This window comes from Maribacter luteus (assembly GCF_009674825.1).
Lineage (GTDB): Bacteria > Bacteroidota > Bacteroidia > Flavobacteriales > Flavobacteriaceae > Maribacter_A > Maribacter_A luteus.
In genome coordinates this window covers 338,141-363,666 of sequence record NZ_WKJH01000030.1, presented here as the reverse complement: position 1 = coordinate 363,666, position 25,526 = coordinate 338,141, and the positions used below count along the sequence as shown (strand labels likewise).

Below are 25,526 nucleotides of genomic sequence, written 5' to 3'. Positions count from 1 at the left end.
TTTACGGGCAATTACACCTGTTGAGCCCTATCAGGAACCATTTTTTTTATAACCATTTTCTTTTGTAGATGACGAAACCTGAGGAAGGCGGCCACATAACCTATCAAGAGTAAAAGAAGCAAATGAACTATTTCATTGGTGTACAAGAGATGGTCTACACCCATAATGGCATGTTTCTTTATAAAAACGAAAAAGGGCTGTAACGGAATAAGTTTTGAAACAAATTGTAAAAGCAACGGCATTTGGTCAAGAGACCAAGTAATCCCCGTTATTAAAAAAACAGGATAGGATGTAAAGGCCATTATTTCCATGGCTATTGCCTGTGATTTAAAGAAAGACGATATGAACCAGCCGTACAATATTGTCGCGGTAAAGAACACGAGGGAAACACCGATCAATGCAAAGAAATTACCCTTTATTGGGAGGTTAAAATATGGAAAAGCCACTGCAAAAGTAAATAACATATAGGCAGAATAAAGCAGAAGATAAAACCCTAGCTTACCTATTATATAATTAAGGAAGTTATCATTACTTTCTTTAAAACTTATCTGCATTACCCCTTTTTTACGGTCAGAAGCAATACCCTCCGAAAGACCTATCAGCAAGGTTTGGTGCAAGATCAAAATCAAAAGGGCCGGTAACAGGAAATCCCCGTAATTATTGGTCGAATTGTAGACCGCATTTATTTGGGTAGTTATGGGGTTGGCCTTCAATTCGGCAAACGAGGGGTTTAAACCTTTCGATTCAAAGAATTTTTTACGCGATTCAAAAGCGTACTCCAGAGCTACTAAATTTACCGCTTTGTTAATATCGTTTGAGGATAAGAATTTCGTATTGTTCAATATAAGTCCAATTGGGGAACTTTCATTTTTCTTGAGTTTTTTCTCAAAATTCTTGGGGATGCTTACAATCCCTTGAATTTCGAATTTCGACATTCCGTCCTCAGCTTCCGAAAGACTTGTATAACTATGAGTAATATCAACCTTTTGGGTCGCATTGATCTTGTTCAAAAATGACTTGCTGCTTTTTGTTAGGTCTAAATCAACAACACCTACACTTACTTTTTCCTCATCCTTTTTTATATAGGTTGATCCCATTAGGACAAAATAGAGAATGGGGGCGGCCAATAATACCAACAAGATACTATGGTCGTTAAGGACCAGTTCAGCTTCCTTCTTGATTAATTTCCAAATTAGGCCTAGATTCATAATGTTGCTGTCTTTGGAGTAAGAAATATTTTCTTCCTATTAATAAAGAGCCCTATGGCTATCATGCATAATCCTATTAAAAGAAATAACAGGAGTTTCCAAACTTCCGGCCAGATGAAGTTTAAGGGAGTGTCTATTTGATATAGTTTCAGAAAAGCGGTTAAAAAATGGGTATAAGGTATTATTTGGGCATAAATGGTGTTTGGCCATGGCATAGCCCAAATGGGAAAGGTAAAGCCACTGAAAACAAAGGCCGGTGAATTATAGAAAATGGCCGCATCTAGGGCTATGATTTCATCTTTTACAATCAAGGAAAGCCCAAACCCCATTAAGATATTCACAGTAAGAAAAAGTAATAACAGGGTGAAAATATTCAGGAAACTACCATAAATAGGAATTCCGAAAATCGGGAATACCATGGCAAAAATCAAACCGCACAGACTAAGTGCGTATATCATGAACGCAAAGTATTTACCCAAAATCATGGAGCCTATATTCCCTTTGGAAATAGAATAAAGTTCTGTATAGGTATTTTTCTTCCATTCGCGGTTAAAGGCCCTTGCTGATGCTAGGAAAATGATCATTTGTAATAATACCGTCGTCAACCCGGGGAGTAAATAATATACATAATTATACTGGGGATTGCCTAAAACCCTGGTGTTGATGTCTATAGGCAGTATGGTACCCATTATTTTATTCGGGTCTATTCCCAGAGGAGCTATTCTTTTTGCCACGATTGCACCACTAAGGGTTTGTGTAACCTCTAAGGCTGATTTGTACAATAGGTTTCCGAAAACTATATTGGTGGAATTGGTATAAATCCTGATTTGCGTCGGAACGCTCTTCAGAATGTTCTTATGAAAATCCTGAGGAATGTAGAATACACCTTGAACCCCTTTTTCAACAAAAGCATTTTCTAAGGCATCTGTAGATGATAGGTAATGGGTTATTTGCAGATGGGGTGAAGATTCTAAAAACCGGATATATGTTCTGCTTAAGGTACTATTGTCATTGTCGTATACGGCGATGGGCACTTCCCTTAATGCCCCTTTATAATATATGGAACCCAATACAAAGAACACCACTATCGGAATAATAATGAATAGGTTCCTCACAGATTTCTCTTGGGACAAACGCAATAGTTCCCGCCTAAAAACTCGATATACAGGCCAATTCCTTAACATAATGGCTTATTTGTAAATCTGTATGGACATGCCAGGACGTAATTCCTCGATACGTTCTTGGGGTTTAAGATGTACTTCAAAGGTTTTAAGTTCAAATTGTCCCTTGGCTTTTACCGGAACCCACGTTGCAAAATCTGCCATAGGCGAAATGTAAGTTACTTTGAACTCAACCGTTTCATTACCTAATCCGGGCACTTTTGCTTTATGGGTTTGACCAATTTTGAAATCTGCCAGATTATCTTCCCTTACATTGAAGATAGCATATATTTTTTCCGGCCTTTGAATGGTCAAAATAGGATACCCTGCTGCCATTACTTCCCCTTCTTCCGCAATTTGGTTGCTAATGATTCCTGCTGTAGGGGCGGTAATCTGTAATTCATCATAAAAGGCCTCAACCTCCTTATAGGCACCTTTGGCACTTTCATAACTACCGTAAGCTGCTCTGATATCTTCTTTCCGTGCCCCGCTTTTTGCCATTTCCCAAATGGATTTTGCGGCATTCATCTGTTCTTTGGCCGCATCGTATTTAAACTGAAGTTCATCCATTTCCTGTTTAGAAATAATATTGTCCGCATACAAAGCCTGATATCTCTGGTATGTTTTTTCCGCAAAATCAAATTGGCTTTTTGCCATTTGATATTGGTTTTTCAATGCATTGATTTCTTCTGTTCGCGCACCGAATTCTGCTTTGTCTACCAAAGAACGTGCTGCCTTGACCATACCTTCTGCCTGACCTTTTTTCGCATCAAGGATGTCAGGTTCCAAAGTCGCCAGCACCTGTCCTTTTTCAACAGTCTGCCCTTTTTCTATGATAATGGTATGCACCCTTCCAGCAATTTCCGAAGAAACATTTACCTCTGTGGTTTCCAAGATTCCCGAATATATCTCAGGTTTGGAGGTATTGGCCCGTATTATCAAGAATACAATTGAAAAAAGGATAATCAGTACTGGTATGCCTAATGTGATATAAGATTTTTTCACAGTCTTACTTATTTACTAATGATTTGAATTATTTTTTCCGGCTCCCCGATTGCTGTATATAAATTTGCAATAGCCTTATAATACCCATCCAATGCCACTAATTGCTCTACTTTTGATTTTTCATACAAGAGGGAAGCATCAATCACATCTATTGACTTACCCAAGCCTTCCTCAAAACGCCGCTTGTTTATTCTTAGGTTTTCTTTTGCAAGGTCAACGGTAGTTATATGGCTATTGTATTGTTTTTTCTGGTTAAGGGCATTCGTATAGTTGCTTTTAACAAGAAGGTTGATTTGTTGGGTAGCGTATTCTTTGGCGTTTTCAACTTCTTTTTGTAAATGCTTGCTGGCTTTCAATTTATTTATATCCTTGAATCCATTAAAAATATTTATTTGGGCCTGGACCCCGACCATGAATTTAGGGGGGACAATAGGTAGGTCTTCCCGGAACATATTATAGCTGCCGAATGCTGCTATATTGGGCATGAATTTTGACTTTTCAATGGCATGGGCTTGTTTTGCCATTACTTCTTTTTGATCGATCAACTCCAAAACGGGTTGTTGGGTATAAGCCGTATTCAGAAGGGTGTCAAAATCCAAATAAATATCCTTATAAGCAATACTGTCCATGACCTTAAAAGGGATAGAGTCAGGTAAATTCATAGTAGTTCGCAAGGCCATTTCTGCGAGCTGTATTTTGTTCAGGTCATTGTTCAGGTCTTTTTCGGCATCTGCCACGGCAACCTGCGCCCTTAATAAAACGTGCTTGGGAAGAATCTCAAGTTGAATGGCTCGTTCGGCTTGTTCCTGATGTTTGACCATGCCTTCATAAACCTGCTGACGAACTTTGATAACCTGTTGTAATAAGACCACATTCAGATAGCGTTCGATCAGTTCATTGGCAATTTCATCCTTAACCTGTTTTAGCTCAATATTGGCAGATTGCAATTCAGCTTTTGCATATTTTTTCCCAGCGATTATCTTTCCACCTGTAAATAAAGGTTGTGTGGCGGTAAGGGCTGCGGTTACATATTCTTGATTGTCGATCACCATATTGGTATAGTCCGGAAATTGGCCCAGAACGGTAACCATGGTACTGAATGCACTTTCCGCACTTACCCCAGATAGGCCGATCTGTTCGCCATAAGCCTCTACAAAAGCGGCACTATATTTACCCCCCAATTCATCTAAGGAACTGGACATCTGGGATGAGTTTACTTCTATATTCTCACTTAAGTATGTGTAGCCTCCCAAAAGGTTGACAGACGGAAGGAAATTGCCCATTGCAGCCTTGTCCTCATAGGTTTTCTGTTTAACTCTTTCAATATAGCGCTTAATTTGTTCATTGTTGTTGTAGCTCAACTCCAATGCCTCGGCAATACTTATTTCCCGTTCCTGAGCGCTCAAATATGACGTAAATGAGGTCATGATGAACAATGCCATCATAAGTGATTTGAACGGGACTTTTGAAGGTTTCTTAGTCCAATTATCCATCTGAAAACAAAAATGTAAATCCATGATTCTAGCATACAAAGTTCCCTTGATATGATAACACTATTTATGACATTCATCATAAAATCGAGGATTTTATCATCTGGCTAATTTAAGCTGAAGCATAAAATCGGAATTTTAGGTTAAGGGTATTCTTTAAATGCTGTCCTAAGTAATTAAGTAATAAGGACTCTCATAATGATCTTACCTCGCAATCAGCTATTTTTGTGTAAATACTATAGTATTGACATTAGAAATATGAAAAATAAAAAACAGAACTTCTTTTTTATATTAACCATTGCGGCGATCTTTGTATTTACAAGTTGCAAAGGAACAATCAATAATGAAAAAATTTTAGAACCTATGGCCTCAAATAATAAAGCTTCACTTCAAAGACACTCTTTTGGTATTACTTCGGAAGGTATTTCTGTAGATATGTATACCTTAAAGAATAATAACGGTATGGAGGTAGATATCATAACTTACGGAGGTAGGATAATAAGGTTATCTGTCCCTGATAAAAACGGGAAAATTAGCAATGTTGTCTTAGGATTCGATTCCCTTCAACAATATGAGAAAGAAAATCCTTTTTTTGGGGCTTTGGTAGGTCGTTATGGGAATAGGATAGCAAATGCCAAATTTTCATTGAACGGTAATGAATATCAATTGGCTGCCAATAATGGTCCAAATAATTTACATGGGGGTATTAAAGGTTTTGATAAGGTGGTTTGGAAGGTGGAAGAAACTTCTGAAGGTGAAAATGTTTCGCTCAAACTTAGTTATTTGAGCAAGGATATGGATGAAGGTTTCCCTGGGAACCTTTTAACTAACGTTACCTACACCCTTACTAAGGACAACACCTTGAAAGTCGCCTATGAATCTACCACGGATAGACCAACGATAGTTAATCTTACACAACATAGTTATTTTAATCTAAGTGGTGATTTTTCTAAAAATATATTAGATCATGAAATTACCTTGAATGCTGATAAACTGGTTCCTGTAGACAGTAACTTGATTCCGACAGGGGAATTAATGGATGTTGCCGGAACCCCATTTGATTTTAGGTCGCACAAATTGATCGGAAAGGATATTGAAGCGGATCACGATCAAATCAATAAAGGGGGAGGCTATGACCATAACTGGGTATTGAATGGTCAGGATAAAGGTTTGCGTACGGTAGCAAAAGTTTATGAAGCGGTATCAGGTAGGGTAATGGAAGTTGCAACTACAGAACCCGGGGTGCAATTATATACAGGCAATTTTTTGGACGGTACGCTTCCAATTCCTAAAGGTGGCACGTACGGCAAAAGAAGTGGCCTCTGTTTAGAAACCCAACACTATCCCGATTCTCCGAATCAGCCTAATTTCCCTTCTGTGGTATTGAACCCTGGGGAAAAATATACAACAACTACCTCATTTATCTTTAAAACAAAACAATAGAGGTCATATAGTTTAATGATTTTGAATATATAGAATTTTATCGATTGCTCATTTTGAACATACGTATAATTAATAAAATACGAAATCGTTATATGAAATCAGTGTTTTGCGACTAGCGGCCAAACATGTAATAAACTATAGGGTTATCGATTATTTATAAAAATTCGGTTTTTAATGTGGATATCTTTGTAAATAGTTTTTAGAGGTATACCAATCTAAAAAACAATAAAAAAAGTTAGATTTGTCTGAATTTTTTTTAGAAAATTTTGATTTTAAAAGACTAACTGATAATTCTTACAAAAAACATCGAATGAACAAAGAAATTAATCTGCAATCGGCTGATAATATTAGGGCTCTGGCAGTAGCAATGGTTGAAAAGGCCAATTCTGGCCATCCTGGTGGCCCAATGGGAGGTGCCGATTTTATGCACATATTGTATTCAGAGTTTTTCAACTACGACCCAAGTGATATGACTTGGCCGTTCAGGGACCGTTTCTTCATGGATGCAGGTCACTTATCCACTTTGATGTATGCACAGTATTATCTTTTGGGTAATTACGCCAAAGATGATGTAGCGAATTTTAGACAATGGGGTTCCATTACACCAGGACACCCTGAAGTTGATGTGGCAAGAGGTATAGAAAACACATCCGGCCCTTTAGGACAAGGACATACAATGGGTATCGGTGCGGCCATAGCATCAAAATTCTTACAGGCCCGTTTTGGTGATTGGATGAACCATAAAATATATGGTTTCATTTCTGACGGAGGTGTTCAAGAAGAGATTTCTCAAGGCGCCGGTAGAATTGCAGGACATTTGGGATTGAATAATTTCATCATGTTCTATGACTCTAATGATGTACAATTATCCACGATGACCGATGAGGTAACCACAGAGGATACCGAAATGAAATATAAAGCATGGGGATGGAAAGTTATCACCATTGATGGCCATGATCATGATGCCATAAGAAAAGCATTGGTAGAAGCCAATGCCGAAACCGAAAAACCTACTTTGATTATCGGTAAAACCATAATGGGCAAAGGTTGTGTTACCGCCGATGGCAGTATGTTCGAAGGGCATTGTGAATTACACGGACAACCTATAGGGCATACAGGTGCTGATTACGAAAAGACACTTGTAAACCTTGGGGTTGACCCAAGTGATCCTTTTGAAATTAAACCGGATGTTAAGGCGTTTTATGCAGATGTCCTGGAAAAAAAGAAAGCCGATGCCAAAGTTAAAAAGAATGAAATTGATGCTTGGAAAAAGGAAAATAAAGAATTGGCCGATAAATTAGACCATTTCCTTTCCGGTGAATTGCCAGCATTGGATTTTGAGTCCGTTGTACATAAAGACGGATTGGCAACTAGGGCCGCTTCTTCAAACGTATTGGCTTATTTAGCTGAGAACGTTGAGAATATGATCGTATCTTCCGCCGATTTATCCAATAGTGATAAGACCGACGGATTCCTTAAAAAATCGAAGGCCTTGAAAAGAGGTGATTTTTCAGGTGCGTTTTTACAAGCAGGGGTGGCGGAATTGACCATGGCATCCATAGCAAACGGTATAGCACTTCATGGAGGGGTTATTCCTGTCGTAGCGACTTTCTTCGTTTTCTCCGACTATATGAAACCAGCTATCAGATTAAGCTGTATTCAGGAATTGCCCGTAAAGTTCGTTTGGACTCACGATGCCTTTAGGGTAGGGGAAGACGGACCAACGCACCAACCCATAGAACAAGAAGCACAAATACGCTTGTTGGAGAAATTGAAAAACCATAGTGGCGATCCTAGCTTTGTGGCATTACGCCCAGCTGATTCCCAAGAAACCAGTGTTGCTTGGAAAATGGCCATGGAAAACACCAAGACCCCAACAGGTCTTATACTTTCAAGACAAGGAATCAAAGATGTTCCTGCAAATTCAGGTTCTAGATATGCTGAAGCCTTGAATGCGGAAAAAGGAGGTTATCTAGTTAAGGAAACTTCGGGTGCTGACGTAGTTTTGGTAGCCAATGGTTCAGAAGTATCCACCTTGATAGAGGCTGCTGGATTATTGGAAGAAAGAAAGAATTTGAAGGTCAGTATCGCTTCAATTCCTTCAGAAGGTGTTTTTAGGTTACAACCTAAAGATTATCAAACCAGTGTTATCCCTGAAGGTGTTCCCGTATTTGGACTTACAGCCGGATTGCCCGTTAACTTAGAAGCGTTGGTTGGGCCAAATGGTAAGGTTTTCGGTTTGGATCATTTCGGATATTCAGCGCCTGCAAAAGTGTTGGATGATAAATTCGGATTCACAGGAGAGAAAGTATATAACGAAGTACTTGATTTCTTGAAATAGTAAGAATGTAAAATTGTCGCTTAAAAGAAGCGGAGATATCATATTAAGCGGTTTGGATGAATGTATCCAAGCCGCTTTTTTTATGGTTTTTTATGAAGATTGATAGGGTGAACGTAGTATTTTTAAAGTAGTCAAGAAGAATGTCATGTGTTAATGACTCAATAATTTTATTTGTTTTTTGAATATTTGAAGTATATTCAGCTAAAAATTTATTGATATACTAAAGTAGTTGATTTGAACATGAATGCATTTATTGATTTTTTTGCCCATTTGACCAGTCTTCAAAAGTTTGTGTGGATTGTTGGACTGTTAGTGGTTTTTTGGTTGCTAGAGGGGGCTTATCCGCTCCGTAAATTCAAATACGACAAGTGGCAACATGCATTTACCAACTTTATATTGTTGTCGACCACTATTGTGATCAATGTTCTCTTCGGTGTTGCTACGGTAGGTATTTTCAGTTGGCTCGAGGTAAGTGGATTCGGTTTATTGAATATGGTGGATTTACCCATATGGGTAGAATTGATATTGGCCGTGATGTTATTGGATTTCCTTGCCCAATATGTGGTACATTTTATGTTGCATAAAGTTCGTTTTATGTGGCGGTTTCATATGGTTCACCATAGTGATACCAATGTAGATGTAACCTCTGGAACGCGTCATCATCCAATAGATTATTTTATGAGGGAACTGTTTTCGTTACTGGCCATTTTAATTGCGGGTTTACCCTTGGCATACTATCTTGTTTACCGGATATTAACCGTGCTGTTCACTTACTTTTCACATGCCAATATACAATTGCCACGTGCCTTGGATAAGACAATAAGTATGGTTTTTGTATCGCCTAATACACATAAATTCCACCATCATCATGAAATGCCATGGACCGATACCAATTTTGGGAATATTTTTTCTATTTGGGATAGGGTTTTTGGAACGTTCGTTTATCATGACACCAAGGATATCGTTTATGGGCTAGATATTCTGGATGATGGTAAAGCCAACGATATCATATACCAATTAAAGGTGCCTTTTGCCTATAAGAAAAATAGTTCGGGAATATCCACTCAGATAATCAAGGAAGAATAATGAAACTAGTACTTGTAATGAGGTAATAGCCGTTATAACTTATTTTCAGATGTGGTAATGGCACTATTAAATCCGAATTATTTTAAGGTAATGACATATGTCATGGTTTCCTTTTTATAAAGATTATAGCTTTATGTAAATCTAAAATCAAAATAATATGACAATTAACATTCAATATGTTCAAATGCCTACAAGTGAAGCGATGAATGAATTAATAACTTCTAAATTAAATCGACTCGCAAACAAATTCGAATGGGTAATCAGGGCCGAAGTACATTTTAAGAAAGAAAACGATCCATCAGGTAAGGGTAAAATTTGTGAGATGGAACTCAGTGCCCCTGGACCACGGATTTTCGCCAGTTCCAATGAAGACGATTTTGAGAAGGCTGCGGCCAATACCATAAAGGATCTCGAAAAACAATTGAATAAGCGCAAAGCCATAATGAACAAACATTGAGTATTAATTCCTAATCCTTAAACTACTGTATTATGGATAAAATTCTTGTACCTGTAGATTTTTCTGAATTTTCTGAGAATGCATTGGAAGTCGCGGCACATTTAGCCAGTAAATTCAACGCTGATTTGATCTTATTACATATGCTAGGACTCTCTGAGGCCATTTTTACAAAAAATGAAGCCCAAGAGTTCATGGAGGCTCAATACTACATGAAATTGGCCAAGAAGAGGTTTAATGAGTTTTTGGATAAACCATACCTCAAAGGGGTAAAAGTGTTCGAGATCGTTCAGAATTATAAAGACTTCAACGAAATGAACAATGTCGTAAAAGAACGGAATATAGACCTTGTTGTCATGGGCTCCCATGGCGTAACGGGCCTTACAGGTCTTTTTGTAGGTTCAAATACTGAAAAAGTGGTTCGTAATTGTTCAGTACCTGTTTTGGTGATAAAGAAGAAAAGAAAGGATTTTGATATAAAAAAAGCGGTCTTCGCCAGTGATTTTGGAGTAGAACATATTGGGGTTTATATGAAGGCGATGAACTTCTTCAATAAATTGAAAGTAGAGGTTCATAAGGTGTATATAAACCGTCCTAATCAATATTTTAGAAGTACGGAGGAAATCAAGGAGCAAATAGGGATTTTTATGAGAACGGCCCATCATGGAGAAAATCCGTCCAAAGAAAAAGTCACTATTTTGAACGATTACAGTATAGAACAGGGAATTTATAATTATGCCCAGAAAATTGATGCTGATATTATCGCACTTCCTACACAAGGAAGAAAAGGATTGTCACATTTTTTCAAAGGAAGTATAGGGGAAGATATCGCCAACAGGGCCGATCTTCCCGTTATTACTTTCAAGGTATAGGTTCAATCCTGAAAAAGGATACGTAACTTGGCTAGAATAACCAGTTCGGATTTGTTTTTTTTAGCAAAGCTGGTTGCTATCGATTGGCCAGTTTCCCATATGAGCGCTTTGAGTTCATCGGTAAATTTTGGCTTGTTCTTTAAGAAGTACGTTCGATAACGGTTAAAACATTCCTCGCTATCGGTTCCTTGTTCTAACATTTTGGTAAATGCGTTGTATATTTCCAGAGCGTTGTCCTTGTTCGTTTTTTCATCGATATCAGGATATTGCAACCATTTTTGTCTGAGAAGGATTTTCAGTTTGTTATATTCTTCTTCATGAACTTTTTTGTCTGCCATGGCAATGGCATAAAAAAGTATCCCGATGTGATAATACAATTGGGCCGTTTTATTTTCCATGTTTTCGAAAATTAAATGTTGGTCGTCTTTTAATAGGTTAAGTATAATTCTAAATTTCGTTTTTTAGGATGATTTGCATCAGTCGTTAAAGTAATATTTTTTAAGTCCTTTGTAATTAAAATAATGGATTATGAATACTGTGTTGGCCATTGATATAGGCGGAACTTTCACAAAAATAGGTGTTGTTGATAAGAAGGGGGAAATACTTGGGTCAAAGGTGTTCGGTACAAGATCAAAAAAGCCATTTGCCAATTTTCTAAAGGAATTGGTTCTTAATATCAATGAATTGATTGCCTTGGTAGGTACGGATAACAAACCTATTGCCATTGGTATAGGGGCCCCCAATGCCAATTCCTTGACCGGTAATATTGAGAATCCTCCCAATTTAAATTGGGGAAAAGAAACGCCAATCGCGGCGGAAATATCCAAAACTTATAATTTACCCGTGTATATAGCGAATGATGCCAATGCTTCGGCCTTAGGGGAGTTGGAGTTCGGTTTGGGTCAAGGAATGCGCAATTTTGTTGTACTGACCTTAGGTACCGGATTAGGAAGTGGTATTATCGTAAACGGGGAGCTTCTTTTGGGCGAGCATGCCCAAGCTGGGGAAATCGGACATGTGAATGTAGATCCCCATGGAAGGTATTGCAATTGTGGTCTTCAAGGCTGTTTGGAAACCTATGCCTCCGTTACGGGAATTAAAAGAACGGTATTTGAGCTAATTTCTGAAATGCGTGAAGATTCACCATTACGTAGTATAAGTTTTGAGGATTTAACCGGTGAGGATATTGCCAAAGCTGCAATTGAAGGTGATGCCTTGGCTCTAAGGGCATTCGATTTAACAGCAGAGATTTTAGGCCGTAAAATGGCTGATACGGTTGCTCATTTAGATCCAGAGGCTTTTATTTTGGCAGGTGGACTTAGTAAGGCCGGTGATATTCTATTAAAACCGGTTAAGGACAATATGGAAAAAAACCTTTTTGTCGCCTACAAGGGCAAAGTAAAGGTGTATTTGTCGAATGCACCACGCAATGCCGCAATTTTGGGGCCTGCGGCATTGGCATGGAAGCATGTTTCTTAAAAATTATTTCTCCAATAAATGTCCCAAACTTTCACTGTCCATAATGTGTTCGGTTATGGCAAAGACTTGTTTTCTGTTTTCACGTACCGTTTTATAAAAGCGAGCGATATCGTCTTCAAGGGCTTGATGTTCTTCACGGAACAATCGGGTGTCATGTTTAAAGGGGTCTTCAATGGTCTGTGCAATATGGTTCAGGTGTTCGCCCACTCTTTCTAGAAGTTTTTTGCCGACTTTTCTATCGTTCATGATTCCCTCGGCAATTTTTTTTACGGCCTCAAGATTGTCCTCTTTGGTAATCCAAATAAAATATTTATTCAATAGGTTATGCAGAAAAACCAAGTCTTGTTTATAGAAGGTTAAATCAGATTTCCAATGTTTGGTCAAAACGTACAACTCATCCCAATCCGTAAGTTGAATATAATCTCCTTTCGGTCTTATTCTATAATTTTCCATATGAATAGTATTTAGTCCAAGCTTAGTGCTATTCCTTAAAGTTACCTACAAAACACCCTATTTTTCATGATAATTATCATAATGTTTAGCTAAAAATATTGGGTGTTATGAAGTTTATTAACAGGGAGTTATCAACTCAATTGCATCTTGCAAAGGACTGTTTTCAATAAACAATGTAGTATGGGGATAGGGGGGTAAAAAGCATGGGGCTACCTTCAGGTTCAAAAGAAGTAGTAGCTGTCCTAGTACCTTTTAAACTTAATGGGATTATTCGTAAAAATCCAGTTTGTTCTTTAAGTTGATGATTTCGTTTTGCATTTGTTCAACCCGTTCCAATAAACTATTGATAACATCAATACCCTCTAGATTAATGTTAAGGTCATCATGTAGGCGAACTATTTTTTCCACCTTTGGTAGTTCATCATATTGCAAATATTCGGTGTTTTCTTTTTTGACTACCTTAATCAAACCAGTATCATGCAATTGTACAATGAATTGGGTACTGATTCCATGACTGACACAAAAATCCCTGACTTCTATGTATTTATACTGTTCCATTATTTAGGTGATTTTAATTTGGCCAATTCCTTAAAGAGTTCTTTTTCTTTGGCAGATAAATTGGTGGGTGTTTTAATGGTATAGGTGATGAACAGGTCGCCGAATTTGCCTTCTTTTTTATAAATTGGAAACCCTTTCCCTTTCAACTTTACCTTGGTTCCGTTTTGGGTCTCTGGTTTTACGTTCAGTTTTACCTTACCATCAAAAGTACCGACTGTGATCTCACCACCTAAAACAGCGGTATATATATCCAGGTCTACATTTTTATATAGGTTATTGCCATCGCGTTTAAATGGGGTGTTGTTCTCTATAATGAAGGTAATATAAAGGTCACCTTTTGGTCCGCCGTTGCGCCCAGGGCCACCATGCCCGTTAATTTTTATGGTCTGCCCATTTTCTATACCTGCGGGAATGGTTATTCTTATGTTCTTTCCGTTTACAGTTAAGGTTCTCTTATGCGTAGAGTAAACTTCGTTTAACTGTAGTTTGAGCTCGGCATTGAAATCTTTCCCCCGATATTTTGGTTGCCTACCACTGGAATAGCCTCTAGTGGTTCTTCCCCCGAACATAGATTCAAAAAAGTCTGAAAAATCGTGCTCCCCGAATCCGCCCGACGACTGGTATCGTCTGCCTTGTTGTTGTTGTGCTTTGCGGGCTTTTTCTATTTCATCGGCATGTTGCCAATCCTTCCCGTATTCATCATATTTTTTTCTGTTCTCAGGATTACCCAATACTTCATTGGCCTCATTGATCTGTTTAAATTTTCGTTCGGCCTCCGCATCATTTGGGTTTACATCAGGATGATATTTCCTCGCGAGTTTACGATATGCTTTCTTAATCTCGTTGGGTGTGGCGTTTTTTGAAATTCCCAATACACTATAATAGTCAATGTAATCCATTTTGCAGATTCGATTAATTGGTATTCAGTTCTAAATGTGCCGTATGTAATGCGTTAACAAATGAATAGATGGTTTCTGTTTTCCTTGTCTTTTTGTATTACGTTGTCCGCGATGACCAAAATTTCTTTTTCAACGGAAATAAAGTCATGCGTAAGTGAAGCAATACGTTTTTCTATCCAAGTCTGTTCCTTGGTTAGGGCATTGGAGTTAAAACCTTCATATCCCTTTAGAATCCCGACCAATTGGCGTTGGTGGTCTTTTATACGTTTTTTTAAACGCGAACAATTATAACAAAGATCTTGAAAACGCATTAAACTTTCACGTATTTCATCCAGGTTTTCATTTTGTACAATTTCATCGAAATACCGATCCAAAAGTTGTTGTAGAAAGCGTATGTCTTTCGTTTTCAATGCAATATCGGATTTTAATTTTTCACATTCCAAAATATAAGTTTGTAAAGAATCCACACTGTACAAAATATCCGAAGTAGCACTTACTTTTTCCATGATAAGATCATTTTCATTAAAAATACCCTTATCAATAATCTAAAAAAATGATTTTTATCATAAGTCCGTAGTTGCTAAAGAATTACCTTTCATTTAATATACAGTCATTTCCATTTGTTTTGAAGACCTATGGTAGTTTGGCGCAATTCTATTATAATGAGGGTTTTTGCGAAGAACAACTACATTTTTAATCTACTCTCAGAAGCGGTTTCCGAAGGACTATTGGTGGTGAATAGGGAGCAATTGATCGTTGCTTCGAACAAGAAGGCGGATACAATGTTCGGTTACGACGATCGGGAACTTGTAGGCAAACCCGTAGATGTCTTGGTTCCAGGTGCGTACAATATGGGGCATAAAGATCGTGTTGAAGCGTTTTTCAAGGCGAAGACAACAGGAAGAATGATGGTTGACCGCATTCTTTTGGGCCAACACAAATGTAAGGGTGATTTTCCGGTGAAAATTAGTCTAAACCCTTTTAATATTGAGGGTGTTGATTATGTTTTGGCACTTGTTTTCGATAAGACCGAGATCAGTAAAAGGGATTATCAGATCAAGGAGTTGAATGAACATCTTGAAAAGAAAATCAAGACCAGAACTTTTGAACTCAGGGAAACCGTATCGATGCTCGAACAAGAAATCAAAAGAAGGGAGCAAGCAGAAAAGAAGATGAAATCGGCACTTCAACGTGAACGGGAATTAAGCGAGTTGAAGACAAAATTCTTATCTTTAGTATCACATGAATTTAAAACGCCTTTGAGCGGTATCCTTACTTCTGCAACCCTTGTCGGAAAATATAAGGGAGCAGGGGATCAGGAAAGAAGGGACAAACATTTATCAACGATAATCGGCGAGGTGCGTCATCTGAACAGTATCCTAACCGATTTTTTGTCGATAGAAAGGCTCGAAAAAGGAAAAGAAATATATGATTTCACTGACTTTTCTTTGAGCAAAGTGGTAAACGAGGTTATTTATAATGCCAATATGTTGGTGAAAATAGGACAGCGGATAAATTATCCCCATAATATTGATGATGTGATTATTTACCAGGATGAAAAAATAGTTACACTTATCCTGACCAATTTGCTATATAATTCAGTAAAGTATTCCCCTGAGGATTCTGAGATAGATATTTCAATAAAGGTCGAGGATGGGGTAATGTTTTTAAAGATCAAGGATCAAGGTATCGGGATACCCACTAAAGACCAGAAGCATATTTTTGAACGCTATTTTAGGGCAGAAAATGCACTATTGAACCAAGGAACGGGGATTGGCCTTAATATTATAAGGGACCATATTGAGAATCTTGGCGGCAAAGTTTATTTTGAAAGTAAAGAGCATATAGGAACTACCTTTACGGTTGAGCTTCCTGTTGATAATCGAATTCATTCAGGATTAAATTAAATAATAATGAACAAAGTACTGTTGATAGAGGATGATCCCGTATTAAGGGAGAACACGGCCGAACTTCTAGAGCTTTCGGACTATAAGGTATATACAGCATCCAACGGAAAGAAAGGGGTTAACGTTGCCAAAGAAAAGTTACCCGATGTCATCATCTGTGACATTATGATGCCCGAGTTGGACGGGTACGGGGTTCTGGAGCAATTAGGGAAAGATATTGATACGAAATATATTCCCTTTATATTCTTATCGGCTAAAACCGAACGTAAGGACATTCGCAAAGGAATGAACCTTGGGGCAGATGATTACCTCACCAAGCCCTTTGAAGAATCAGAATTGATAAGTGCTATAGAAAGTAGGTTGGCGAGGGCCGCTATTTTACAGGAAATCAAAAGTTCAGAATCTGAGCATGGCCATGCAAGTGGACTTGAGGTTCGTAACATTCACGAATTCAAGAATTATTTAGATGATAACGGACAAGAATTTGAATTCGCACAAGGCGATGAAATCTATCGGGAAGGTGGTAATGTACATATGGTCTATTTGATCATTAAAGGGGTCGTAAAGACCTATAAATTGGATGAAAACGGCAAGGAATTGATAACAGCCATTTATAATGCGGATGAATTCTTCGGATTTACTTCCTTAACGTCACAAGAAGTTTATGAGGAGTATGCGGTAGCTATTGAAGATACCGTACTTGTCGGGGTCTGCAAGGATGAACTCAGAACCGTGGTTAAGGAAAACCATGATCTTGCCATTGAATTGATGCACGTTTTGGCAGAGAACCTTACAGAAGCCAAAAAACAATTATTGGAAATGGCATATGGCTCGGTACGTAAAAAAACCGCCAGTACCTTATTGAAATTTGCCGATAAATTGGAGCAGGACAATCAAGGTAACATCCATATTCTGCGTAGTGATCTGGCCAGTGTGGCCGGTATGGCCACGGAAACCTTGATACGTACTTTGTCTAGTTTTAGAAAAGAGGGTTTGATCGCGATGGAGGATCATAATATTAAAATCTTGGATCAAGAAACCCTTAGCCGTATATATTAAAAATCATGTTTGCTCATGATAGGGATCATTTACAGGAATGCAATAACGTCCTATTTTTGTGTTTAAAGTAAAAAAATGGTCATAAAATGATGCATATACTAGTCCCTACCGATTTTTCCGATAATGCGTGGAACGCCCTTAAGTATGGCTTTCGATTGTATAAAGACGTCGATTGCACTTTTCATCTTTTACATATTAACCCCATACCCGCATATTCTGGAGCGGGATCAAGTGTAAAGGTTTCCTCAAAAATGGTCGATGGGGGCATTTTAAAAGAAAGCAAGATCAGTTTAGATCATTTATTGGCACAAGCGGAAAAAGTAGATCCCAGCAGTAAACATACCTTTAAGACCATAGCCTCACATAATTTTTTTGTAGAATCGATAAAACGTCAAGTTGAGAACAACAAAATTGACTTGATCATTATGGGGACTAAAGGTGCATCAGGTCTTAAAAAAGTTACATTGGGCAGTAATACGGGAGATGTACTTACCAAGGTTAAATGCCCGCTTTTGGCCGTCCCTGAGAATGCCGTATTCAAAACACCCAGGGAAATAGCTTTTCCTACCGATTACCACTTGAGTTATGATCTTAAGGTACTTGATACACTTATAGATATGGTCAATTTGTTTAAATCCGATCTACGCATATTGCATATTTCCAAAAGAGGGGAAAGACTCACCGATGAACAAGCCGGTAATAAGGAATTTTTAAATGATTATCTACAGGATGTAAAGCATAGTTTCCATTCCCTTACAGGAACCGATCTGGAAACATCGGTACAATGTTTTACCGAGTCAAGGGACATAGACATGATTGCCATGGTGGCCAAAAACCTTAATTTCTTTCAGCGAATCCTATTTAGGCCCAAGGTAGAACAGATCAGTTACCATACCGATATTCCGTTTCTAATTTTACATGAGTAGACTTTACGATTATTTGTGGGATTGAATTATCTGAACAATGTCTCTTTTCTGAAGCACTCCTGATTGCCGCCAAAGTTGTTTTCCATTTTTGAACAAAAGCATGGTGGGTACACCCCTTACTTGGTATTTAGAGGCTATTGAAGGGTTTTTGTCCACATCGATTTTTACGATTTTGATACTATCTCCCAGTTCGCTCTTTACATCTTTGAGGATGGGGGCGAGCATTTTGCAGGGGCCGCACCAGTCCGCAAAGAAATCTACGAGAACCGGGGTATCCGAATTTATGATATCACCGAAACTACTTTTCATGACTAATAATTTGAATGCAAATTAATAAAATACGTTGATTTTCTAACTGACCAAAATCATGGTTATTACAAGTGTTAAAAGTTAAATTTGGTTATAACGAATAAATCGAGCAACATGAGAAAGATTTTGGTACCTATGGATTTTTCGGACAATGCTTTCAATGCCTTAAAATATGCATGCCATGTATTTAAGTATGAAAAAAGTGAGATATTCATCATGCATGCCTACGCTGATGAGGTTTATCAACAAGATAAGCTTACGAAAAGGAGTCTTTTGGAACAGGTTAAAGAAGAAACTTTTAGAAAGTCGGAAGAAAACCTGGACAAGGTTTTTAAACAGATCAAACACGAATATCCCAACCCCCATCATAAATATAAGTTGGTATCGGCATTCGGTTCCTTGATAGATGAGGTAAACGATTTGGTAAACAGGGAGAATATGGACATAGTTGTCATGGCGACAAGGGGAGAGACCAATGACCGTAGGCTTACCTTTGGTAGTAACACCTTGCAAGTATTGAAGTATATAAGTTGTCCCGTTTTGGCCATACCAGAGGGGTATGCCTACCATCCGCCCAAAGAAGTATTGTTCCCTACCAATTATTTGGTACCATATAAAAGGCGCGAATTAAAGTTGCTCTGCGAAATATCCGGTTCTTTTAGGTCTACCATACATATGCTATATATAGATCCCATTAAAAAGCTATCCTTTCGTCAAGAGGATAACCAACAATTCTTAAGAGAAAGTCTTCCCAAGGCCAAATTGGTTTTTGAGACGACCCAAGAAAAGGATAAATCAATCGCAATTACCAAATACATCTTACATAACAATATTGACATGTTGGTTTTGGTCAATTCAAGGCACTCGTTTATTGAAGATATGTTGGTACAATCAACTTTGGATAAAATCGGCCTGCATATAAAAATTCCGTTTTTGGTGATGCAAAATTTATATAGATAATTAAAATAAAACAAGATGAAACGTATAATCCTACCCACCGACTTTTCAGATAATGCCTATAATGCCATTCGTTATGCCGTTAAACTATTTAAGGATGTAAAGTGTACGTTTTATCTTTTGCACACTTATACACCGGCCATCTATCAAGCCGAATATGTTTTGCACAGTCCCGGTCAGATTGGTCTAGGAGACATTTACCAAGAAAATTCATTGAATCAATTGAACGAACTGAAAAAGAAGGTTACATCAGAATTCAATAATAAGAACCACACCTTTATGGTACATTCGGCATTCAACATTTTGGTTGATGAAATTGTTGAAACCGCCAAAAAGGAAAATGCTGACTTAGTGATCATGGGTACCCAAGGAGCTACAGGGGCCAAAGAGATTTTTATAGGAACAAATACCGTGCATGTCATAAAAAGGGGCTGCTGCCCAATATTGGCCATACCTCCAAATGTTGAATTTGAAGTTCCGAAGGAGATTCTTTTTCCAACTGATTTTGAGATCGATTATCAAAAAGAGCAATTAAATGAAATAATGGATTTGTCAGCAAGGTATAAATCCAAGATTAACGTAATGCATGTATCCTCTGGTTATGATCTTAACGACACACAGTTGAAGAATAAGGCCAAATTAGATAGTCTTTTGGGTACAACGCCCCATCTGTTCCATGAGGAGCCCAACCAGGAGATCATGACGGCCATAAACACATTCCAACAAAAGAAACAAATCGATATTTTGGCAATGATTCAGAATAAGCACACTTTCTTGGAACGCTTGTTCATAGAGCCTATAATCAAGAAATTAGGTTTTCATGAGACCATTCCTTTTTTAGTAATTCCATCCCATAAAAATAATTGAACATGAAAAATATATTGATACCGACAGATTTTTCGAATGATGCGTATAATGCACTTTTTTATGCTTCAAAATTATTCAAGTCAAAAACTTGTAACTTTTATCTTTTGAACGCCTATAATGAGCGTACGCCCTTATTGAGTATAAATTTGGAAAGAACCAATGATGATGGCCATCGTAAAGGACTGTTAGAGCAATTGAAAGATGAATCCTGTGAAGAACTTAAACGCACCTTCCATAGGATTAACCTTGATCATAAATGCCGTAACCATACCTATAAATTGATCCCGATAAAAATGGATCTAACCGAAGCCCTTAACAAGACTATCGATGAGTACGACATAGATCTTATCGTAATGGGTAATAAGGGGGAAAGTAATAGCTTTGGCCTGTTTTTGGGCAGTACAACGGTCAAAACAATTTCCTCGATAAGAAAATGCCCCATTCTTTCGGTTCCTATTAATGCCGATTTCCAAATGCCTTATGAGATAGCCTTTGCAACCGATTATAAAAGGAATTATGATGCCCAAGTACTTGATTCCTTAAAAGAAATGGCCATTAATTGCGGTTCTGCCATAAGGGTGGCACATATAAACGAAGAGAAAACCTTGTCTAAGACCCAGGAGAGTAATCTGGAAACCTTGAAGACCTATTTAGCACCAATTGACCATTCCCTACATTGGATGCCCAATTATAAAAGTAAGACAACCGCGATCCGCACCTTTTTAGATGAATTGAATATAGGGATGGTGGCAATGGTGAATTATGAGCATAAGTTTTTCGAGAACTTGCTGAAAGAACCGATTATCCAAAAATTGGCCTGTAAAATAGATATACCATTTCTGGTAATACCTGCGAAGGCCTGATTTGCGTCATTGTTCCAGGTCTTTTTTTTGAAGATATTGAATGTACTAATCTAAACATGTATTATGAATAATATTGGTATTTGGCTCGATAAGGAAAAAGCTCATATGGTATTCTTGGACAAGGATTCGGAAAAATTTGAAACACTGCTTTCAGAAATCGAAAACTATAGACCCGCAGGGGGTTCAGGTACGAAAACCGCTAAATGGGGACCTCAGGATGTTGTGCAGGACAGTAAATTCCTGGAACGTGAAAAGCATCAACACAAAGCCTATTTCAAAAAATTGGTAGAAGCCATTAAATCGGCAGATAATATTGCCTTGTTCGGTCCGGCCGAAACTGCGTTAAGATTCAAAAAGGAACTGGACAAGAATTATCCGGAATTGGCCGCTAAGGTAAAAACAGTCGAAAAAGCGGATAGCATGACAAATAACCAAGTCAAGAAATTGGTTCGCGATTTCTTCAAGACATAGTCTTTAAAACCGCTTAATTATGCAAGTATTCGAAGATTTCTTGAAGGATCCCTTTGTCCTAAAAGGACTAAGGTTGTTCATATGGATCGTCTTCATCATAGTTTGCATAGGGTTTCTTAGAAAATTGGCAAAAAGAAGAATCGAAAACCTTAACCTGAGGTATAAAGCCCAAAAAGGTATAGAGGTTATCGGTTATTTGTTGATAATTCTGCTTTTCCTGATAACCTTTACCTTGGAAAGTGTTAAGGATTACACCATTATCATCGGGCTTTTTACAGCCGGACTCACATTTACCTTACAGGAACTGATTTTAAGTGTTGCCGGTTCATTCTATATTTTTTTCGTTAGGGTCTATAAACCGGGCGATCGCATAGAGATTAACAATATTATGGGTGACGTAATCGATATTGACAGTATTTATACTACCATTATGGAAATGGGGGAGTGGGTCAGCTCTGACAATTACTCAGGTAGGATAGTGAAGATCAGTAATGCATTCGTATTCAAGGGGCCTATAAAAAATTATTCAATGGACTTCCCCTTTGTCTGGGACGAACTCAACATTCTGGTCACCTATGATTCGGATATTGAAATGGCAAAAGAAATCATACAGGGGAGTGCTGTCGAATTGTTATCTGACTATACCGATAAGTCCAAAGCGAACTGGGCCAAAATGGTAGAACGTTACTATATTGAAAATGCGAAATTGGATCCTACCTTGGCTATAGGGTTAACCGATAATTGGATTACCATCAACCTTAGGTACATTACCGATTACAAATTACGAAGAAGTACTAAACATAGGCTGTTCGAAAGCATAGAGCATTCCATTTCATTAACGAACGGGAAAGTGAAATTGGCATCGGCGACCTTACAGTTGCTAAAAATACCTGAGATGAATGTTCGTGTAAATCCAATGCGATAAAAATATGTTTCTTTAAGGGGGTCTAGGCGAAAACAACATAAGAACAGTCACTGAAATCATGCTAAAATGAAAGAGCAACAAGCAATAGAAATCATAAAATCGTCAGGCGATAAGGTGAAATTCTCCCTTTCGAAATTACGTAGGTCGTTACAACGCAGTGGAGCCGACGATGTCTTTGTTGAACAGATCGTAAATCAAGTCCGGGATGAGCTTTATCAAGGTATCTCTACCCGCGAAATATATAATAGGGCTTTTGCCCTGTTAAAAAAGAAAAAATCGATTTTGGCGTCTAAATACAAGTTGAAAAAGGCCATATATGAACTGGGGCCTACAGGTTTTCCTTTTGAAAAATTCATTGCAGCGATATTGCGTTATTCTGGCTACACCACTGAGGTAGGTAAGGTATTACAAGGTCATTGCGTGACTCATGAAGTTGATGTTTTGGCCAAGAAAAACGGACTTGTAGCCGTAATCGAATGTAAGTTCCACAGTGATGAGGGCCGCAATTGTAATGTTAAAGTACCCTTGTACATCAACTCAAGATATAATGATATAAAACAGCATTGGGAGCGAGAGAAAAATGGGAATAGTGAATTGGATAAAGGCTGGGTGGTAACCAATACCCGTTTTACCGAAGATGCCCTTGCATACGGCAAATGTGTTGATCTTTATCTGTTAAGTTGGGATATTCCTCACGGTGATGGGTTAAGGGACCGAATAGATAGGTTGGGGTTATATCCCATAACCGTTTCAACGTTATTGAGTCAGCGCGAAAAGCAGTTTTTGCTGAGTCGTGATGTCGTTTTATGTCGGGAATTGTTGAACGACAGTTTTTTTCTTGATCATTTAGAGATCAAAGAGCCGAGAAAAGAAAAAATAATGAAAGAATTACGCCAATTATGTAACTGCTAGATTGATATGAATACGGTAAAAATCCAATTTTTAGGTGCTTCAGGAACAGTAACGGGATCTAAGTATTATGTAGAGACACCTGAGTTGAACCTTATGGTCGATTGTGGAATGTTCCAAGGGTTGAAAGAACTTCGGGTCAAGAATTGGGACCCTCTACCGATCAATGTGACCCAATTGGATTACATATTGCTTACCCATGGTCATCTGGACCATACAGGATATTTGCCCAGGTTATTGAAAGAAGGCTTTAAGGGGAAGATACTAGGCACCTCACCAACCTTGGCCATTACTTCGATTATTTTGAAGGATAGTGCAAAAATTCATGAGGAAGAGGCAGAAAAAGCAAATAAGGAGGGGTATTCCAAGCATGATCCCGCATTACCGTTCTATACCCTGAAGGAAGCGGAAAGGACCATTCAACTTTTTTCATCCGTAGAAAATGACGAATGGGTGATCTTATCCTCAAATGTGCGTTTTAGAACCAAATACAACGGACATATCATTGGTGCTACATTTATTGAGTTGGAGATTTTTGAAAAGCGGTTTGTCTTTTCCGGGGATGTGGGTAGAACGGAAGATTTTCTATTGGCGCCACCTGAACGTCCTGAATGGGCCGACTACCTGTTTATAGAAAGTACATATGGCAATAAAAACCATCCGCAAGAAGATGTGGAGGCAATTTTGGCCCAATTGGTGAATAAGACCATTCATCAAAAAGGAAATCTCATTATCCCTTCTTTTGCCGTTGAGCGTTTACAATCACTTATGTACCAAATATGGATGCTCTATAAAAAGAACAAGATTCCGAATATCCCCATTTTTGTTGATAGCCCTATGGGAAACAATGTCTTATCGGTTTTTGAACGGTTCCCGACATGGCATAAACTCTCATTAAAGGAATATCATTCTATGTGCGATCACGTGAATATCATCAGTTCTTACAAGGAAACATGGGAAACCATAGACGACCCAAGACCAAAAATCGTAATTGCCGGTAGTGGTATGGTAACCGGTGGAAGGGTACTTACCTATTTAAAGCAGTTGATCGATGTTGAGAGCACAATAGTTTTATTGGTAGGCTACCAAGCCGAGGGAACAAGGGGAAAACAACTCTTGGAAGGCGCCCATGAACTTAAGCTTTTTGGTAAATATTATCCGGTAAAAGCGAAAATAGAACATTTGGAGAGCCTTTCGGCACATGCTGATCAATCAGGACTGTTACATTGGGTAGAAGCTTTGAAAAACGTACCGGAAAAGGTGTTTTTGGTACATGGGGAGCCCACGGCACTCGATACGTTTAGGAGTAAATTGGTATATGAGCATAATTGGCAGGTGCATATACCTAAGCTCTATGAAACCATTGAGTTAATGGTTTAGGCGGCAGACTGATCTTCGTCATTGTAAAACAATGAGGTCATGGATAATTTTACTTAAAATTTAAGGCCATGGTTTCCCATAAAAAAATGACAAAGAAGATCGTATCGGCAAAAGTGGATGAGATGTACAGGGAATCCAAGCATTGGAATTCTTGCTTGCAGCTCATAAACGACGAACTGACCTTTATTCAGCACTTATTGAATTCCTATGTATTTGAGCCCAATACACCGAACTTGTTCGAGCGTTTACAAGACTACCAAGCACGTATAAAAAGGTCAAAGGACGATTGGGACAAGTTATCGAAAATGATCGGGCACCATGAAAATAGTATTGGTGGTATACTGGAATGTTCAGATAGTGTCTGTGATAATTTCTATCATCAAAAACATGAAAAACTCAAAGTGGAAGCGGTCAATTATATGGAGAATTTCAAAGACTTGAAATACGAGATTTTCGAATACGCCGGGTGTATATTAAAAAAACGTAAACCCAATAACTAATATAA

27 protein-coding genes are annotated in these 25,526 nt (G+C 38.1%); 17 read left to right on the top strand and 10 right to left on the bottom strand.

The window, feature by feature from the left end; all coding sequences use genetic code 11:
- Window positions 1–11: 11 nt before the first annotated feature.
- The 4 genes from GJ691_RS18840 to GJ691_RS18825 are packed head-to-tail and all read right to left on the bottom strand — an operon-like array spanning window position 12 to window position 4,866.
- Complete coding sequence (locus tag GJ691_RS18840; RefSeq protein WP_154369808.1) at window positions 12–1,208, bottom strand: ABC transporter permease; 1,197 nt, start codon at window positions 1,206–1,208, stop codon at window positions 12–14.
- Entirely contained in the window at window positions 1,205–2,392 is a 1,188-nt protein-coding gene (locus GJ691_RS18835) for an ABC transporter permease (RefSeq protein ID WP_154369806.1), read from the bottom strand. The genes GJ691_RS18840 and GJ691_RS18835 overlap by 4 nt, the downstream gene beginning before the upstream one ends.
- A gap of 6 nt (window positions 2,393–2,398) precedes the next feature.
- Window positions 2,399–3,373 carry an HlyD family secretion protein gene (locus GJ691_RS18830; RefSeq protein ID WP_179955178.1) on the bottom strand — a complete coding sequence of 325 codons (975 nt, stop codon included), beginning with the start codon at window positions 3,371–3,373 and terminating at the stop codon, window positions 2,399–2,401.
- 8 nt (window positions 3,374–3,381) lie between these two features.
- Window positions 3,382–4,866, bottom strand: a complete 1,485-nt coding sequence (locus tag GJ691_RS18825) for a TolC family protein (protein ID WP_179955177.1) — start codon at window positions 4,864–4,866, stop codon at window positions 3,382–3,384.
- 255 nt (window positions 4,867–5,121) lie between these two features.
- On the opposite strand from GJ691_RS18825, the gene GJ691_RS18820 reads away from it, so the two are divergent.
- The 5 genes from GJ691_RS18820 to GJ691_RS18800 all read left to right on the top strand — a co-directional run bounded on the left by GJ691_RS18820 (window position 5,122) and on the right by GJ691_RS18800 (window position 11,059).
- Window positions 5,122–6,306: an aldose epimerase family protein gene (locus GJ691_RS18820; protein ID WP_154369802.1), complete on the top strand. Its 1,185-nt coding sequence runs from the start codon at window positions 5,122–5,124 to the stop codon at window positions 6,304–6,306.
- A gap of 310 nt (window positions 6,307–6,616) precedes the next feature.
- Window positions 6,617–8,647: a transketolase family protein gene (locus GJ691_RS18815; RefSeq protein ID WP_154369800.1), complete on the top strand. Its 2,031-nt coding sequence runs from the start codon at window positions 6,617–6,619 to the stop codon at window positions 8,645–8,647.
- 240 nt (window positions 8,648–8,887) lie between these two features.
- Complete coding sequence (locus GJ691_RS18810; protein ID WP_154369798.1) at window positions 8,888–9,733, top strand: sterol desaturase family protein; 846 nt, start codon at window positions 8,888–8,890, stop codon at window positions 9,731–9,733.
- Window positions 9,734–9,890: 157 nt separating this feature from the next.
- A complete protein-coding gene (gene hpf, locus GJ691_RS18805) occupies window positions 9,891–10,190 on the top strand; it encodes a ribosome hibernation-promoting factor, HPF/YfiA family (RefSeq protein ID WP_154369795.1) in 300 nt (99 codons plus the stop codon).
- A gap of 32 nt (window positions 10,191–10,222) precedes the next feature.
- Window positions 10,223–11,059 carry a universal stress protein gene (locus GJ691_RS18800; RefSeq protein ID WP_154369792.1) on the top strand — a complete coding sequence of 279 codons (837 nt, stop codon included), beginning with the start codon at window positions 10,223–10,225 and terminating at the stop codon, window positions 11,057–11,059.
- 2 nt (window positions 11,060–11,061) lie between these two features.
- On the opposite strand, the gene GJ691_RS18795 is transcribed toward GJ691_RS18800, so the two are convergent.
- Window positions 11,062–11,457 (bottom strand): hypothetical protein, encoded by a 396-nt coding sequence (locus GJ691_RS18795; protein ID WP_154369790.1) that lies wholly within the window; start codon window positions 11,455–11,457, stop codon window positions 11,062–11,064.
- 130 nt (window positions 11,458–11,587) lie between these two features.
- Between GJ691_RS18795 and GJ691_RS18790 the strand changes: the two genes are divergently transcribed.
- Window positions 11,588–12,538, top strand: coding sequence for an ROK family protein (locus GJ691_RS18790; RefSeq protein WP_154369788.1), 951 nt, complete (start codon window positions 11,588–11,590; stop codon window positions 12,536–12,538).
- A 3-nt stretch (window positions 12,539–12,541) separates the two neighbouring features.
- Here the strand turns inward: GJ691_RS18790 and GJ691_RS18785 are convergent, their stop codons facing one another.
- The 4 genes from GJ691_RS18785 to GJ691_RS18770 form a co-directional block, all read right to left on the bottom strand.
- Window positions 12,542–12,991 carry a hypothetical protein gene (locus GJ691_RS18785; RefSeq protein WP_154369786.1) on the bottom strand — a complete coding sequence of 150 codons (450 nt, stop codon included), beginning with the start codon at window positions 12,989–12,991 and terminating at the stop codon, window positions 12,542–12,544.
- Window positions 12,992–13,258: 267 nt separating this feature from the next.
- Entirely contained in the window at window positions 13,259–13,549 is a 291-nt protein-coding gene (locus GJ691_RS18780; RefSeq protein ID WP_154369784.1) for a chaperone modulator CbpM, read from the bottom strand.
- A complete protein-coding gene (locus tag GJ691_RS18775) occupies window positions 13,549–14,448 on the bottom strand; it encodes a DnaJ C-terminal domain-containing protein (protein ID WP_154369782.1) in 900 nt (299 codons plus the stop codon). The genes GJ691_RS18780 and GJ691_RS18775 overlap by 1 nt, the downstream gene beginning before the upstream one ends.
- 53 nt (window positions 14,449–14,501) lie before the next feature.
- Complete coding sequence (locus tag GJ691_RS18770) at window positions 14,502–14,954, bottom strand: hypothetical protein (RefSeq protein ID WP_154369780.1); 453 nt, start codon at window positions 14,952–14,954, stop codon at window positions 14,502–14,504.
- 156 nt (window positions 14,955–15,110) lie between these two features.
- Between GJ691_RS18770 and GJ691_RS18765 the strand changes: the two genes are divergently transcribed.
- The 3 genes from GJ691_RS18765 to GJ691_RS18755 all read left to right on the top strand — a co-directional run bounded on the left by GJ691_RS18765 (window position 15,111) and on the right by GJ691_RS18755 (window position 18,340).
- Entirely contained in the window at window positions 15,111–16,355 is a 1,245-nt protein-coding gene (locus GJ691_RS18765) for a sensor histidine kinase (protein WP_154369778.1), read from the top strand.
- 6 nt (window positions 16,356–16,361) lie between these two features.
- On the top strand, window positions 16,362–17,414 hold the full coding sequence (locus GJ691_RS18760) for a response regulator (RefSeq protein ID WP_154369776.1): 1,053 nt from the start codon (window positions 16,362–16,364) through the stop codon (window positions 17,412–17,414).
- A gap of 86 nt (window positions 17,415–17,500) precedes the next feature.
- The gene (locus GJ691_RS18755) at window positions 17,501–18,340 is read left to right on the top strand and encodes a universal stress protein (protein ID WP_154369773.1); all 840 of its coding nucleotides are present in this window, start codon (window positions 17,501–17,503) and stop codon (window positions 18,338–18,340) included.
- A 9-nt stretch (window positions 18,341–18,349) separates the two neighbouring features.
- Here GJ691_RS18755 and trxA read toward each other — a convergent pair whose 3' ends face one another.
- Window positions 18,350–18,649: a thioredoxin gene (gene trxA, locus GJ691_RS18750; RefSeq protein ID WP_154369771.1), complete on the bottom strand. Its 300-nt coding sequence runs from the start codon at window positions 18,647–18,649 to the stop codon at window positions 18,350–18,352.
- A 114-nt stretch (window positions 18,650–18,763) separates the two neighbouring features.
- On the opposite strand from trxA, the gene GJ691_RS18745 reads away from it, so the two are divergent.
- From GJ691_RS18745 to GJ691_RS18710, 8 genes are all read left to right on the top strand, one after another.
- Window positions 18,764–19,609 (top strand): universal stress protein, encoded by an 846-nt coding sequence (locus GJ691_RS18745; protein ID WP_154369769.1) that lies wholly within the window; start codon window positions 18,764–18,766, stop codon window positions 19,607–19,609.
- Window positions 19,610–19,624: 15 nt separating this feature from the next.
- Complete coding sequence (locus tag GJ691_RS18740; protein ID WP_154369767.1) at window positions 19,625–20,473, top strand: universal stress protein; 849 nt, start codon at window positions 19,625–19,627, stop codon at window positions 20,471–20,473.
- A gap of 2 nt (window positions 20,474–20,475) precedes the next feature.
- Window positions 20,476–21,336 (top strand): universal stress protein, encoded by an 861-nt coding sequence (locus GJ691_RS18735; RefSeq protein WP_154369765.1) that lies wholly within the window; start codon window positions 20,476–20,478, stop codon window positions 21,334–21,336.
- A gap of 63 nt (window positions 21,337–21,399) precedes the next feature.
- Window positions 21,400–21,807 (top strand): hypothetical protein, encoded by a 408-nt coding sequence (locus GJ691_RS18730; protein ID WP_154369763.1) that lies wholly within the window; start codon window positions 21,400–21,402, stop codon window positions 21,805–21,807.
- Between the two features lie 19 nt (window positions 21,808–21,826).
- Entirely contained in the window at window positions 21,827–22,732 is a 906-nt protein-coding gene (locus GJ691_RS18725; protein WP_154369761.1) for a mechanosensitive ion channel domain-containing protein, read from the top strand.
- A 66-nt stretch (window positions 22,733–22,798) separates the two neighbouring features.
- On the top strand, window positions 22,799–23,644 hold the full coding sequence (locus tag GJ691_RS18720; protein ID WP_154369759.1) for an ATP cone domain-containing protein: 846 nt from the start codon (window positions 22,799–22,801) through the stop codon (window positions 23,642–23,644).
- Window positions 23,645–23,650: 6 nt separating this feature from the next.
- Window positions 23,651–25,021 carry an MBL fold metallo-hydrolase RNA specificity domain-containing protein gene (locus GJ691_RS18715; protein ID WP_154369756.1) on the top strand — a complete coding sequence of 457 codons (1,371 nt, stop codon included), beginning with the start codon at window positions 23,651–23,653 and terminating at the stop codon, window positions 25,019–25,021.
- Between the two features lie 86 nt (window positions 25,022–25,107).
- Window positions 25,108–25,521, top strand: a complete 414-nt coding sequence (locus GJ691_RS18710; RefSeq protein ID WP_246200225.1) for a hypothetical protein — start codon at window positions 25,108–25,110, stop codon at window positions 25,519–25,521.
- Window positions 25,522–25,526: the final 5 nt, after the last annotated feature.